Source organism: Chryseobacterium sp. POE27, from assembly GCF_039727685.1.
Lineage (GTDB): Bacteria > Bacteroidota > Bacteroidia > Flavobacteriales > Weeksellaceae > Chryseobacterium.
In genome coordinates this window covers 852,954-867,535 of the sequence record NZ_CP152475.1, presented here as the reverse complement: position 1 = coordinate 867,535, position 14,582 = coordinate 852,954, and the positions used below count along the sequence as shown (strand labels likewise).

Below are 14,582 nucleotides of genomic sequence, written 5' to 3'. Positions count from 1 at the left end.
TGCCAAAAAAAATGATAGAAGTATAAAATAATGTTAAATTTAATTGAAAGTTTGTAAATTATTTCCGTCAAAACTTGCAAAAACCATAGTGGGATAGGAGTCGCGGTGAAAAATATTTCCATTTTTATCAATGGCAATAGCCCCTGCAAATCCGTCAATTGTTTTCAGTTCTTCGAACGTTTTATCAAAAGCATTTTCGAGGGACATTCCGTCGGTAACTCTTGTGACAATCTTTGCGGCTGTGGCATTGCTTACAATATCTTCACCAACGCCTGTGCAGCTCACTGCACAGAAAGAATTGGCATAATTTCCCGCAACGGTAGCAGAATCGGAAATCCTTCCCGGGATCTCAAATCCCTTTCCTCCTGTGGACGTGGCAACGGCTAATTTTCCTTCTTTATCAAGGGCTACACAGCCGACAGTTCCTTTTCCTCCGTTCTTTAATTTTAATTCATATTCTTCTCTTCTTTTCGGAATTTCAGTGGAAAAGTTTTCAAAGCCATGTTCTGAAGCATATTTTTTAGCTCCGCTTCCTCCCAAGACTCTGTCGTCTTCGTTTATGAGTTCTTTTGCCACAAAAACCGGATTTTTTACATCCTGAATATTGATAACACCACTCATTTTCTGGGTTTTCCCGTCCATAATGGCAGCACTCATCCTGATAACGCCGTCACTTTGGATCTGCGAGCCTGTACCTGCATTGTACAGCTCATCATCTTCAAGCAAAGAAACCGCAAAAGCTGCAGTGTCAAAAGCTGAATTGTTCTGTAAAAATTCAAAGGCTTTTTTTACAATATGTTTCAAAGATTCCTGCTTGGCAGTTTTTACCTCGTGGCTCTGATCACTTTCGGAGAAAAATCCGCCGTGGATGATTATTTTCATATTTTAGTTCATTATTGGTGAATGACAAATGTTTTTGATGATGTTAATTTATGTAAGCTTTTTTTAAACTTTTTTTATTTAACCACAAAAGTCGCAAAAGATTAAAAATTTCCATTTTAAGCAATTTTTATAAAAGAAAAAAAAGCTGACAATAGTTTTTAAAAATCTTTGATTTTTGTTCTTTTTGAAAGCTTTGATTAACTAATAAAAACTTTTTAAACTTGTCTTTTGCGACTTTTGTGGTTAAATTTAATATTATTTTAAACAGATTTATATATTTAAATAATCATTCATCAACTATTCATCATTTATTTGTCTTGAGGAATGGGATTGAATTGAGAATTTTCGATCGTCAGCGTTTTGGTTGTGAGATCATAATGATCGTTCATCGACATGACATGAACGGTAAGATTATCGATAGAAATAGGTTCTCCCAGATTGATGTTGGTAAGATTGGTATCTTTAATAAACCTTCCGTCGACCAGAATCACAAGACCCGAACCTACGGCAGTCATTACATCATTATGAATAAAAAGGCCGGTATCTTCTCCCAGACCGATTCCCAGCGTTCTCGGATTGTTGACTACGGCCTGAAAAAGTCTTCCGATTCTTCCTCTCTGTACAAAATGGGTGTCAATAATTACATTGTCGATCAGGCCCAAACCTTGTGTTGTTTTTATTTCACCTTTAAGCAATGCTTCAGAGCTGCTACCCTGATAGATCATATTTTCGGACGCGGCAGCGGCTCCCGCAGAAGTTCCTGAGTAAATGAAATCCTGTTCCTGATATTTCAGTAAAATGGTATCGTGGAATCTTGTCCCTCCAAGAATGGAAGTCAGTCTCAGCTGATCTCCCCCTGTAAACATAACAACATCTGCTGCGTTTGCTCTTGCGACGATCGCGTCAGAATTGGCCTCTTCACGGTTGTGAATATCAAGTATATTCACATTTTTGGCGCCTAGAAACTCAAAAGCTTTTTTATATTCGGAACCTACGATCTGCGGAATCTGTGAGGCTGTCGTAATAATTTCAATGACAGAATTTTCCTTTTGTTTAGATTCGTTGATGATTTTTCTGAGAATTCCTCTCTCAAAAAAATTAAGATTTTTTTCTATATTCTGATCAAAATCGGTTTCAGCAAAACTTCCTTTGTTTACAGCACCACCGATTACAATTAATTTTCCAACAGGTTTCGTCATAGGATGCAAATTTAAAAAATTATTAACAGCTGAAAAAATCCACAGTACATAAAATTGATTTTGAGGATTTTAGAATGATAAATAAACTGTGCTTATTTTTAATAAATATTCAAACGTGGTATAGTTTTGTTTAGGGTTTTGCATTATCTTTGATTTTAAATGCAGTTATTGGTAACTATTAAAAATGCAAATAGACTATGAAAATTGAGAAAATACAGGCACTGCGCGGCCCTAATATTTGGAGTATCAGCAGGAAGAAGCTGATACAGATGAGGTTGGATCTGGAAGAAATGGAAAATTTTCCTACCAATAAAATCGACGGTTTCAGAGAAAGAATAGAAAAATTAATGCCTTCTCTATTTTCTCACAGATGTTCCGAAGGCGTGGAAGGTGGTTTTTTTCACCGTATAGAAACAGGAACATGGATGGGACATGTGATTGAACACATCGCGCTGGAGATCCAGACTTTGGCAGGTATGGACGTGGGCTTTGGGAGAACGAGGGAGACAAAAACTCCGGGAGTTTATAATGTCGTATTTAATTATATTGAAGAAAATGCAGGGATTTTTGCAGCGGAAGAATCTGTAAGAATCGCAGAAACTTTAATCAAAGGAGAAGATTATGATCTGAATGCATGTATCCAGAAGCTTAAAGAGATTCGCGAAAGAGTGCGCCTGGGACCTTCAACAGGAAGTATTGTTGAGGAAGCCGTTTCCAGAAAAATCCCATGGATACGTTTAGGAACAAATTCTCTGGTGCAGCTTGGTTATGGAGTTAATCAGCAGAGATTTCAGGCAACGATTACCGGGAAAACAAGTTCTATTGCTGTAGATATTGCATGTAATAAAGAGTTGACAAAAAGAATGCTGCATGATGCCGCAATACCGGTACCTATAGGAGATCTGGTCATGGATGAAGAAGGTCTTGACAGTGTCGTAAGAAAAATAGGATATCCTGTCGTTATTAAACCTTTAGACGGAAATCACGGAAAAGGCTCTTCTATCAATGTTAATGATTGGGAATCAGCAAAAACGGGACTGGAATACGCTCAGAAATATTCTAGAAAAGTAATTGTTGAAAAATATATTACGGGATACGATTTCAGGGTTTTGGTTATCAATAATAAAATGGTGGCTGCTGCCAGAAGAGTTCCTGCTCACGTTGTCGGCGATGGCGAGCTGAATCTTGAACAATTAATTGAAAAAGAAAATAAAGATCCGAGAAGAGGATACGGACATGAAAATGTTTTAACCGAAATAGAAGTCGATAAAGATACGACTGAGCTTCTTGAAAAACTGAATTATACATTACAAACCGTTCCTCAGAGAGGAGAGGTGGTTTACCTGAAATCAACGGCTAATCTCTCAACGGGAGGGACTTCGATTGATGTTACGGATATGGTTCACCCGGAAAATATCACAATGGCTGAAAGAATATCAAAGATCATAGGCCTGGATGTCTGTGGGATTGATATTATGGCGGAAAACCTTACGCAGCCTTTAAAAGAAAGTGGCGGAGCAATCATTGAAGTTAATGCAGCACCGGGTTTCAGAATGCATCTTGCTCCAAGTGAAGGATTACCCAGAAACGTTGCGGCCCCGGTAGTTGATATGCTTTATCCACCGGGAAAACCTTTTACTATTCCCATTATTGCAGTAACCGGGACTAACGGAAAGACGACAACCACAAGACTGATTTCACATATTGTTAAAAGTAACGGCTACAGAGTTGGCTTTACCACTTCAGACGGAATTTATATTCAAAATACAATGCTGACGAAAGGTGATACAACGGGACCTCTTTCAGCGGAATTTGTATTAAAAGATCCAACTGTAGAATTTGCCGTTCTGGAAACTGCAAGAGGCGGAATTTTACGTTCAGGATTAGGTTTTTCTCAATGCGACATCGGTGTTTTAACTAATATTAAAGAAGATCATTTGGGATTGAATGATATTCATAACCTAAAAGATCTTACGAAAGTAAAAAGAGTGGTTCTTGACAGCGTTAAAAAGAATGGATGGAGTGTAATGAATGCCGATGACGAATATTCTATGCGAATTGTGAACGATCTCCATTGCAATGTAGCGATTTTCAGTATGGATGAAAATAATCCACACATGAAGAAATTTGCCAAAGAAGGCAAGATCACCTGCGTTTATGAAGAAGGTTTTGTAACGATTAAAAAAGGTGACTGGAAGATCAGAATCGGAAAGGCAAAAGATTTCCCAATTACGATGGAGGGTAAGGCCAGATTCATGATTGAAAATGTTTTGGCGGCAAGTTTGGCAAGTTATCTTCAAGGGTTTGAAATTGAAGATATTTCGAATTCATTAAGAACTTTCCTGCCTAGTGCACAACTTACCCCCGGAAGACTTAATGTTTTTAAGTTTAAAAACTTTAAAGTTTTAATTGATTTTGCTCATAATCCTGCAGGCTATGAAGCGATTGAAGATTATCTTAAAAATGTAGAAGCAACGAAAAAAATAGGCATTATTTCGGGAGTCGGAGACAGAAGAGATAACGACATCAGAGAATGCGGGAAAATTGCAGGAAGAATGTTCGATCATATTATTATCCGAAACGAAAAGCACCTTCGCGGAAGAACGGAAGAAGAAATAAACGGATTGATCATTGAAGGAATGCAGAATTCTGGAAAAGATGTAAGCTATGAAACGATTCCTAAAGAAATTGACGCTCTGAAACATGCGATGGGAATGGCGGAAGAAGGGACTTTTATCACCGCTTTAAGTGATGTTATTTCCAATGCGATTGATCTTGTTCAGGATTATCAGACAAGAGAATTGCTTGAAGATGACAAGATCTAATAATATATTTTGAAGTTTCGGCGGCATCGAAGATGCCGCCGAAACTTTATCCTATTTGCTAAAGTTGATCTATAAATTTTCCCAAGTCTGTTTTATCTCACGCATTTTAACCAGATAAAAATATAAAGGAATCAGCTCTAATCGTAGGGTGAAAAAATTATTATCAGGTAATATGAATGGTAGGATCATCATAATAATACAGACTGTAATACCAATGACGGCATCAATAATAGCCGCTTGCGGAGCCCATTTTTGTTCGAACCAAAGTCCGTATGCTACAATTCCTTTGTAAATGATTAAGCAACTTGTCATTAGACCGTAAAGAGTATAAATATGTGTTGCTTTAATTCCGTAAATCGAAGTTTTAAATTCTCTTACAAAAGGCCCGATCCCAAGAAACAAAGCGGATATTGTTCCTCCGATCATAAAAAACCAAACAAAGATCTTAATCCATACTGGTAAAAGATTTCTTCTTCGTATAAAATGTGCTTTCTTTGCAAACTCTTCAAAAGCTGAAGTTTCATTCATTGTATATTAGTTTTATAATTTATTCTTTCGCAAAAAATGCATTCGAACTCCCGATCCAGATGGCATCTTTCTTATTAAAATCTACATTTACCATATCAGCTTTGGTCATTCTTGCAAGATTTTCCAGTAGAATAGGGCGTTCATCATTTTCTCTCCAAATATACAACAAACGAATTTCACCTTTTGAGAAATCTCCGTTGATATCTTCAAAAACAGGTTCGTAATTTACTTTTCTTTGTAAAATGTAATTTTCTTTGTCTTCAATAGCATCTGTTATCTCTTTTGTCGGATTTAGATTAACACCGCTTCCTGCAAAGGAAAATAATGGTTTTAAAACAAAATTTTCAAGGTTTTCATTTTTCGGAAATTCATTCAGAAAATAACTTTTTGGCACGAACTGATGCTGTAAAAGGGGTAACAGAAACTTAGAAATTTTAAAAAACCAATTTGGGTGGGTGATCCATTTTACATCGACATCTTCACGGAAATCGTATTCCGTTTTCAAACCCGGAATACGATCTAATTCATCAAAAATGACACGATTATAAATTCTTTTGATTTCAACTAAATTTCCATCATACTCATAATATAATTTTCTGCCTTTTTTTTTGATTTTAGTAAGGCAAACTGTTTTTATTCCCAATAATTTTTCAGTTAAAGCAAAATCAATAGCCGTTTTCTGTTTTTCGGGATAGATTTCCAGGAGAATAACGTTTTCAGGATTTTCTTCACCAACAATAAGTTCTTTTAAATAATTTTTGAATGTTGCGTCAGGCATTTTATTTCTGATTTCCGAAAGAAAAGGGTACACCTCACAAAAGGTTTCTTCAAAGACTTTCTGAAAAGCGTACAGAGAAGGGAAGGCCTGAAGCTCAATAAGCTGAGGTTCGATTTCTCCATTTACACTTCTGCAGATCCCGAAATCAATGGTGAAAAAGTGTGGTTTCTCTGTATCTCCCGGAACGTGACAGTTGTCAGGAACTGCTTTTCGTAATAGGTCGGGAGATAAAGTTTTGATCTGGTCAATAATGCTTTCGCTGGCATCAATTAATTTAGCCTCAAATTTTTTTGTCAGGAAAATAGGACTCTCAGAAATTCTGAATCCCGGTTCGAGTCCGCTTTTTTGTTTTAAATATTCCTTCAGCAGGTTGTATTTCTCCTGTGAAAAATCCTGGTTAAACTGTTGTCTGTATTTTGGAATCATCAATCTTTTTCTTTTGTGAGTTAAAAAAAATCGGACAGTCCAGCCCGATTATATATTCTTATCGAAAGTATTTCTTACATTGAATATGAGTTCTGTTCAAAATGTTCTGTTTTGCAAAGTCTAAAAATCCCGGAAGAATCTGTGACTGTGTAAGAATGATTTTATCTTCGTCATCAATTCTGTCGATAGTTTCAAGGTATTTTTCCATTCCGAAATTCTCGATCATGGCCAATTTGTTTTTTTCATCCTTAAGATTTTCCATCATTCCCTCAGGGTTGGCTTCCGGATGAAACTGTGTTCCGAAAATTTCTTCAGAAAAACGAACCGCCATCACGGCTCTTTCAAGATCTATGTGAGGTCTGAATTTTTCAATCGCTGTGATTTTCATTCCCAGTTCTTCAAAACGTTCATGATCCGGTTCAATAAACTGGTAAGCTCGCGAATCAACGGCGTAGAAAGGATCCGGAAGATTTTTGAACAAAAATTCCTGCTCGCCTTCTTCAGTTTTATGAACCGGCATCACGCCAAAGGAATACGATTTTCTTTTATTGATTGTTCCGAGTTCCCAGTGAATGCTTGCCAGCTGGAAAGAATGGCAGATCAGGAAAAGATATTTTTTTTCAGGGCTAAACTTATTATGTTCAAAAATAGCATTTAAGAATCCACTAAATTTATCTTCCCATTCCAGTCCTTCCCGATGAGGATTTCCAGGACCTCCGGAAGAAATAAATATGTCAAATTCTTCAATGTCTGGAATTTCATTTTTAAACCTTACGTCAAATGTTTTGATGATTACATTTTCTTCCACACAGTGCTGCTGAAATGTTTCAGAAATTTCTTTTATATTTTTAAATCCCTGATTGATCTGATTATTGTTCATATCCAGCAAGGCAATTCGAATATCCTTCATACTACTTCATATTTTTTTACAAATTTATCAAATATTATGAAGTGTTTCTCCGTGCGTAATGCCGTATTCTGTTTCTGAGATCATATAATCAACAACTTTTGTAAGATCGCCGGTTTCATTAAAAATTTTGAGCTGTCTGTCTGCACCCGTTCCATTTTCAAGAATTTTCCAGGCATATTCCACTTCATTACGACAGCCTAAATCATCTACCACATCATCTATAAATTCTAAAAGTTCTTTTAAAAGATCAGGATAGGGAACAGATTCTTCTTTACCGAAATCGATAAGGTGAGCTTCAATGCCGCTTTTGGAGGCTCTCCATTTATTTTCATTAAGTAATAGTCTTCTATAGCTTCTGAAACTTAAATTTTGCTGATGAAGCTTATAGATTTTTGCTACAAGAGACTGCATGATGGCTGCCAGACATACCGTTTCATCTATTCTTAAAGGCATATCGCAAATCCTGAACTCAATGGTAGGATAAAACGGATGAACTCTGAGATCCCACCATATTTTCTTGGCATTGTCGATTGTTCCTGTCTTTACCAAAAGGTCAACATAACTGTCAAATTCCGCGAGAGAGTTGAAAAAACTCGGGATTCCTGTTCGTGGAAATTTCACGAAAATTTCTTGCCGGTACGATTTAAAACCTGTATTTCTGCCGATCCAAAACGGTGAATTTGTTGATAATGCATACACATGCGGAAGAAAATATCTCATTACATTCTGGATTCTTACCCCTTCTTCACGGTTCGGGATTCCGATATGAACATGAAGTCCGAAAATCAAATTTCCGCGTGCCACATCGCCCATGTCGTCTACGATTTTGTTATACCGTTCTCCGTTGGTAATAGTATTATGCTCCCAGTTGGAGAAAGGATGTGTTCCGCCTCCGGAAACGCGAAGCCCCTGTTCATGAGCTGTTTTGATAAGATGCCTTCTGAGATTAGTTAGTTCAGCTTTAGCCTCCTGAATATTCTGGCAAATCCCTGTTTCCATTTCGATCATGGATTCGTGCATTTCGTGCTTTAAGTTTTCGCTTAAAACAGCTTTTCCACCTTCTATAATTTTCGAAACATGAGAGATCAGATCTCTGCTCTCAACATCAATGATCTGATATTCTTCTTCGATGCCGATAGTAAATTGATGCATTTTTTTTCGTGTTTTATGTTTTTTTATTTAATAGAATCTTTTACAAAATTTCCCCAGGTGATATTAGGTTTTCCGGGAACATATTCTTTGGCTTTTTCTACGGCTAACTTTGCAGCATGCTCCACAATCCATGCAAAATTTTCTTCGCCTACAGAATTTCTGTCGGCATCCGGTGCAGGGTTGCAGAAGTCGATCGCATAAGGAATTCCATCCCGAACAGCAAATTCCACGGTATTGAAATCATAGCCTAATGCTTCATTCATTTTAATGGTATAATCATGAATGGTTTTTAATAATTTTTCCAGTTCTTTCCCTTCTGTTTTGTGAGTCGTTTCATATCTCAGATGAGGAGCATTTCTCGGTTCATAAGGCATAATGTGAACATATTTTCTGCCCAGGCAATATACCCTGTAGTAATCATCAAAAATAATTTCTTCCTGTACCATCATTACGAGCTGCTCGGTTTCTGCGTGTTTTTCCCAGAGGTCTTGCGGATTTTCTACGCGGTACACGTTTCTCCAACCGCCGCCGTCGTGGGGTTTCATATAAGCCGGAAATCCGACATAATCAAAAATATAATCCCAGTCATGAGGGAATTTCAGATTTCTGAAAGAAGTTTCTGAAGTATTGGTTGGTCTTTCGTAAGAAGGAAGTAAAACCGTTTTCGGAAGAGGGATCCCCAGTTTTGTCATCAAAGCGTTATTAAAAAATTTTTCATCTGCACTCCACCAAAATGGATTGTTGATAACATATGTTCCGTTTAATGCTGCATTTTTAAGATAAGCTCTGTAGAAAGGAACATCCTGCGAAATTCTGTCGATAATGACGGCATATCCATAATCTATGCCCTGTTCAAGTTTGTCGATGCTTACCGGTTCAGCAATGATTTCCCCTTTTCCAAGTTCATTTACCTTATCAATAAATGCCCACGGAAATGTATCTTCCATACCGAATAAAATTCCAACTTTTCTAACCATAATTGTATTTTTTTATGTTTTTTTACTATTTATTTAAATTAAGAGAAAAATGCTCCAATAAATGTGGGGAAAACCATTCTCCAAAGCGGCCAGTCGTGATTGATCCATTTTCTTTCATCGTACCAGAAATCGATTCCTTTGGAACGTAAAATCTCTGCCATTTCGATATTTTTATCTTTACAGATATCCTGATCGGAAGTGCTTAAAACGATGTGCATATGTTTATATTTCCACGCTTCATCATTTTTTACAAATTCTCTCGGGCAATTGAAGTACACCAGATCATCAGAATATCCGTCCATAAAATTTCTGATGCTGAAAGCTCCCGAAAGACAGATGAGATGCGAAACAACATCCGGAAACCTGAAGGCAAAATTTGCTGCGTGATACCCTCCGAAACTTGCTCCTGCAAGTGCAACACGATGGGTCTTATGGATTTTCTGAATATAAGGGACAAACTCCTGAATCAGAAACTGTACATATCTTTCATAATTTTTAATTCTCTGTTGTGGCGAGATGCTTTCATCATAAAAGCTCCAGCTATCAATGGTTTGAATATTATAGAGCTTCACTTTTCCATGCTCTACAAACCAGTTGATGTTTCCGTTCAGATGAAAATCATGATTTTGCGTATAAAGACCCTGAGAAGTCGGAAACATAATGATCGGATGACCATAATGTCCTGTAACTTCTACTTTGAGGCTTGTACCCAAAATATGTGAATAATAATCTGTATGTTCTATATGTGGCATTTTTTATAATAAATGATGATTGATGAATGATAATTAATTTTGCTAGTTGCTAGTTGCTAGTTGCTAGTTGCTAGTTGCTAGTTGCTAGTTGTTAACTCATTGGTTTGCTTTTAGGAGGAAGAATATTCAGCATTTCAGCATGAATTTTTTCGGCTGCATGATCAAGTCTTTCCTGAATAACATCAGGATCGCTGGCTTTATAAACAACACCAACATGGTGATCAATAGGTAAAAACTTTAGTGTTTCCGGACTTTCAAATTTGCTGTAATCCGCTTTCTCATTCTTAATTAAAGCGATTATCAACCCGGAATAGTATCCGGTAGGTGTTGGAATCTGATAATCTTTCCCTTTTAGCAAAGCGTCTTCTATTTTTGCCCATTCTCTCCAGATGTTGATATTGCTTGATGCTTCCACCAGATCAGGAATGTGAGCACCTCCAACTCTTGAGGAAGTTTCCAGAAAGTAATATTTTCCGTTTTCTTTACTTCGTATAAACTCTGTATGGGTGGCGCCATTTATTAGTCCAAAATTGGAAAGAACTTTAGCATTGGCATTTTCAAGAGCCTGAAATTCATCGGAATATCTTCCCAATGTTTTCGTCCTGAAAACTCCGCCTTCATGGGAAACCTGCATCGGCGGTGCCAAATATTTTGAAGCGGAAGTAAAAACGATTTCTTTATTGAAAGTAAGGCTGTCAACATGATAAACATCACCGGGCTTAAAGCTTTCCAGTAAAAATAAGTGTCGCTCTTCTCCAAGATTATTCAATGCTTCCCAAAGCTCTTCTCTGGAATTCAATTTTTTAATTCCTGAAGCTGAAGCTTCCGAACGGGGTTTTAAAACCCATGGAGCAGGAACTTTATCAATAAAAGCATTCACCTCATCATTATTAAAAACTGCAGTGAACTCGGGAACATGGATGCCAGAATCTTTTGCTTTGTGTCTCATTGCAAGCTTATCCCTGAAATACCGGTGTGTCGTTTGTCCCATTCCGGGAATACGGAAGGTTTCTCTGATCAAAGCTGCTTTTTCGACATCATAGTCATCCAGGGCAATTACAGCGTGAACTTTCCGGGTCTGCATCAGGTAAGAAAATCCCTGAATAAGGTGATCGAGATTCCAGACTGAAGGCTTTATTTCAGGCATGTAGAAAACTTCATCTATAGCATGCCACGGCCAGTTTTTCTCCTTAAGATTTTCGGATGTTACCAGAATTACTTTATTACCGAGGTTTTTCATTCCGTCCATGAAATCATAACCCTTGTAATAGCACGAAATACATACTATTGTTTTCTCCTCCATATAATGTTTTTTAGTTTTTAATGAAATTTAAAAAATGAAAGACGTGTTTCCTTAAGTATTTATTACTAAAATATTAAATAAGGTACATATTTGAAAATTTCATATCAATTATACAGAGAATTTTTGTAATAAACTAATTTTTAGTGATAATTTTCGATTAAATCTGCCAGTAACTGCACTCCAAATCCGGTTGCAGCCTTTTCTTTTGCGTATCCTACATTTCCGAAAGCGACTCCGGCAATATCAAGATGCGCCCATTTCGGATGCTCTTCTATAAACTGTTCTAAAAATTTTGCGGCTACAATGCAGTCACCAATGGGTTTCATGGATATATTTTTAATATCGGCAACATCAGACCTGATATCGTCTTTCCATATCTCCCACAGTGGTAAATTCCACACTCTCTGGTTGGTTTTATCTCCTGTTTTTATCAGTAGATTTTTCAGCTCTTCATTATTCGAAAACATTGCTCCACAGGTGTCGCCGAACATTCTCACCGAGCTTCCTGTTAAGGTGGCAAGATCAATCAGAAAATCTGTTTTGAAATTTTTTGCCATATAGGAAAGTCCGTCTGCCAGAATCATTCTGCCTTCTGCATCAGTATTGAGAACTTCTATTGTCTTTCCGTTATATGCCGTAACCACATCGCTTGGAAGAAAAGCCTTTTCGGAAATAGCATTGTCAGTAATGGGTAAGATAGCTATAATATTTACAGGAAGCTGCATTTCTGCGGCATACATTAAAGTTCCTAAAACAGCGGTCGCACCACCCATATCCGACTTCATATAATGCATATTGTCCGGATTTTTTAAAGAAATTCCTCCGGTATCAAACAACACACATTTTCCGACAAGACCGAAAGTTTTTGCATTTTTAGCATTGCTTTTATATTCAAGGATTGTAAAGGCTGCATCATAAGCACTTCCTTGGTTTACAGAAAGATAAGCGCCCAATCCAAGTTCCTCGCATTTTTTTCTATTGAAAACTGTGTATTTTAAATCATATTTTTTAGCTAAATTTTTTAAATATAAACTAAAAATATCCGGTTTTTTAAGATTAGCCGGTTTGTTCAGCCATTCCTGACAGGCAATTTGCCCGTTACTTATTGCTTCTGTTTTTTGGCTGATGAGATCTAGTTTTTTCTGACTTAAATTCTCAAAATGAAGCTCAAATTTAGCATTCCAGAAAGCGTGAGTCTTTTCAAAAGGATAATGGTAAGTGCCAATCAAAAGACCTTTTACAAACTCTTCAAATTGCTTTTCATTCATAAAATCTGCTACAATGAGCGTGGCGACAGCTGATAATTTTTCTTTATAAGCGTGTGAAAATTTAAGGGCGACCTGCTGAATTTCAAAAAAAAGGCGCATCTGCTTTGCCCAAACCGATGAAGTAAGCAATTCCTTCTTCCTGCACATTGATAAAAACTTCATGTTTTTTACCGGTGAAAAACGCAGCTATATTTTTATTGAAATTTTTGGATGTTTTTGACCATTCTTCTTCCGTGAAAAGATGGAAAATCTGAGTATAATTTTTAATTTTTTTATTGACTAATTTCATAATTTAATTTTTAATGCTTTTTTGCTGAGGTTTTACCTCTACCGGATTTTCTGTATTGTTGTAGAAAAGCCATTCGATTGCTCTTGGAAATTCCTGAGACCAGTAAAATTCATTATGTTTGCCTTCAGGATTGATGCTCGTTCTGAACTCGAAGTCAAAGAAATTTTTTTCTCCCAGCGTTTTAAATATTGCTCGAAAATATGAATTCTTTTTACCATTTTAGATCCTTCCTGGCCTCCGCCGTATAAGTAAATTTTCATGGTAAAAGGAACTCTGAAATTCATTATAGGAAAATTATTATTAGGTTCTATCCAAAGTGACGGTGAAAAGATAAGCAGTTTAGAGTAAACTTCAGGATATAAAAAACCGCTGTAAATACTGATCAGGGCGCCCAGAGAACTTCCTCCGATTCCCGTATTGTCACGGTCTCTTTTGGTTCGGTAATGGTCGTCAACAAAAGGCTTCAATGTATCGGTAATAAAACGTATGTATTTTTTTCCTTCGGAACCATTAGCTACGTGGTCATTATCAAAAATATATTCTTTAATTCTGTCTTCGCTTCCATGTTCGATTGCAATAATAATAATGTCTCCGCGACCATATTCTGCAAGAACGGAAAGCTTTTTATCAATCTCCCAGTTTCCGTAATCACTGCCTTCATTGAACAGATTCTGAGCGTCCTGAAGATAAAGAACAGGATAACGTTTGTCGGAAATATAATAATCGTAGGGCAGAAGCGCCCAGATTTTACGGTGGCGGTCCAGTTGAGGAATGTAAAATTCCTCTGAAATAACTTCCGCGATAGGGAAAAATTCTTTTTTGAATGGTCCCCAGTTCAATCGCCATTTTTCAACCAGATCTAAGGTTTTACCTGCTGATTTACTTATTTTTCTGTTAGGTGTAATATTCCCGAATTTGTCGAGTTCTACATTTTCCCAGCCCCCTTTTGTGAATTTATATTCAATGATTTCCGGCAAAAGCTGCTCGTCGATTTCTATGTAGTAATTCTGATTTTCTTTTTTTGGTAAGTCTATAGCGATTGTCTCTCGGGTTCCAGCTGTTGAAGTTCCCCGTGATATAGATGCTCCTTTCATCATTTTCTTTGGTGTAGAGTTCAAATCTCATCCATGCGTGTTTAATAATTTTAAGGTTAAATTTATAATAAAATCTTTTTGTGGCAAATTATTTTTAAAATCAACGAACACTCCTGAAAAAACTCTATATTTGATAGGAACAAGTGATGATATGCATTTAACATAATAATTACTTCAATATTTATTAACAATTCTTTCT

13 protein-coding genes are annotated in these 14,582 nt (G+C 36.8%); 1 reads left to right on the top strand and 12 read right to left on the bottom strand.

Going from position 1 to position 14,582, the window contains the following annotated elements:
• Positions 1-39: 39 nt before the first annotated feature.
• The gene (locus AAHI02_RS04020; protein ID WP_346985547.1) at positions 40-882 is read right to left on the bottom strand and encodes an isoaspartyl peptidase/L-asparaginase; all 843 of its coding nucleotides are present in this window, start codon (positions 880-882) and stop codon (positions 40-42) included.
• A gap of 308 nt (positions 883-1,190) precedes the next feature.
• Positions 1,191-2,081: a cyanophycinase gene (locus tag AAHI02_RS04015; protein ID WP_346985546.1), complete on the bottom strand. Its 891-nt coding sequence runs from the start codon at positions 2,079-2,081 to the stop codon at positions 1,191-1,193.
• 197 nt (positions 2,082-2,278) lie between these two features.
• Here AAHI02_RS04015 and cphA point away from each other — a divergent pair, with 197 nt between their 5' ends.
• Entirely contained in the window at positions 2,279-4,906 is a 2,628-nt protein-coding gene (gene cphA, locus AAHI02_RS04010; RefSeq protein ID WP_346985545.1) for a cyanophycin synthetase, read from the top strand.
• Between the two features lie 69 nt (positions 4,907-4,975).
• Here the strand turns inward: cphA and AAHI02_RS04005 are convergent, their stop codons facing one another.
• The 10 genes from AAHI02_RS04005 to AAHI02_RS03960 form a co-directional block, all read right to left on the bottom strand.
• A complete protein-coding gene (locus tag AAHI02_RS04005; RefSeq protein ID WP_346985544.1) occupies positions 4,976-5,434 on the bottom strand; it encodes a hypothetical protein in 459 nt (152 codons plus the stop codon).
• A gap of 19 nt (positions 5,435-5,453) precedes the next feature.
• Positions 5,454-6,638 (bottom strand): hypothetical protein, encoded by a 1,185-nt coding sequence (locus AAHI02_RS04000; protein WP_346986585.1) that lies wholly within the window; start codon positions 6,636-6,638, stop codon positions 5,454-5,456.
• A gap of 58 nt (positions 6,639-6,696) precedes the next feature.
• Positions 6,697-7,548: a GMP synthase gene (locus tag AAHI02_RS03995; RefSeq protein WP_346985543.1), complete on the bottom strand. Its 852-nt coding sequence runs from the start codon at positions 7,546-7,548 to the stop codon at positions 6,697-6,699.
• Between the two features lie 27 nt (positions 7,549-7,575).
• Positions 7,576-8,700 (bottom strand): carboxylate-amine ligase, encoded by a 1,125-nt coding sequence (locus AAHI02_RS03990; protein ID WP_346985542.1) that lies wholly within the window; start codon positions 8,698-8,700, stop codon positions 7,576-7,578.
• A 23-nt stretch (positions 8,701-8,723) separates the two neighbouring features.
• Positions 8,724-9,677, bottom strand: a complete 954-nt coding sequence (locus AAHI02_RS03985) for a hypothetical protein (RefSeq protein ID WP_346985541.1) — start codon at positions 9,675-9,677, stop codon at positions 8,724-8,726.
• 38 nt (positions 9,678-9,715) lie between these two features.
• Positions 9,716-10,429, bottom strand: coding sequence for an alpha/beta hydrolase-fold protein (locus tag AAHI02_RS03980; protein ID WP_346985540.1), 714 nt, complete (start codon positions 10,427-10,429; stop codon positions 9,716-9,718).
• Between the two features lie 91 nt (positions 10,430-10,520).
• Positions 10,521-11,732, bottom strand: coding sequence for an ATP-grasp domain-containing protein (locus tag AAHI02_RS03975; protein ID WP_346985539.1), 1,212 nt, complete (start codon positions 11,730-11,732; stop codon positions 10,521-10,523).
• A 140-nt stretch (positions 11,733-11,872) separates the two neighbouring features.
• The gene (locus AAHI02_RS03970) at positions 11,873-13,162 is read right to left on the bottom strand and encodes a leucyl aminopeptidase family protein (RefSeq protein ID WP_346985538.1); all 1,290 of its coding nucleotides are present in this window, start codon (positions 13,160-13,162) and stop codon (positions 11,873-11,875) included.
• The gene (locus AAHI02_RS03965) at positions 13,083-13,289 is read right to left on the bottom strand and encodes a hypothetical protein (RefSeq protein WP_346985537.1); all 207 of its coding nucleotides are present in this window, start codon (positions 13,287-13,289) and stop codon (positions 13,083-13,085) included. Before AAHI02_RS03965 ends, AAHI02_RS03970 begins: the two co-directional genes overlap by 80 nt.
• Positions 13,290-13,327: 38 nt before the next feature.
• Positions 13,328-14,386 carry an alpha/beta hydrolase-fold protein gene (locus tag AAHI02_RS03960; RefSeq protein ID WP_346985536.1) on the bottom strand — a complete coding sequence of 353 codons (1,059 nt, stop codon included), beginning with the start codon at positions 14,384-14,386 and terminating at the stop codon, positions 13,328-13,330.
• Positions 14,387-14,582: the final 196 nt, after the last annotated feature.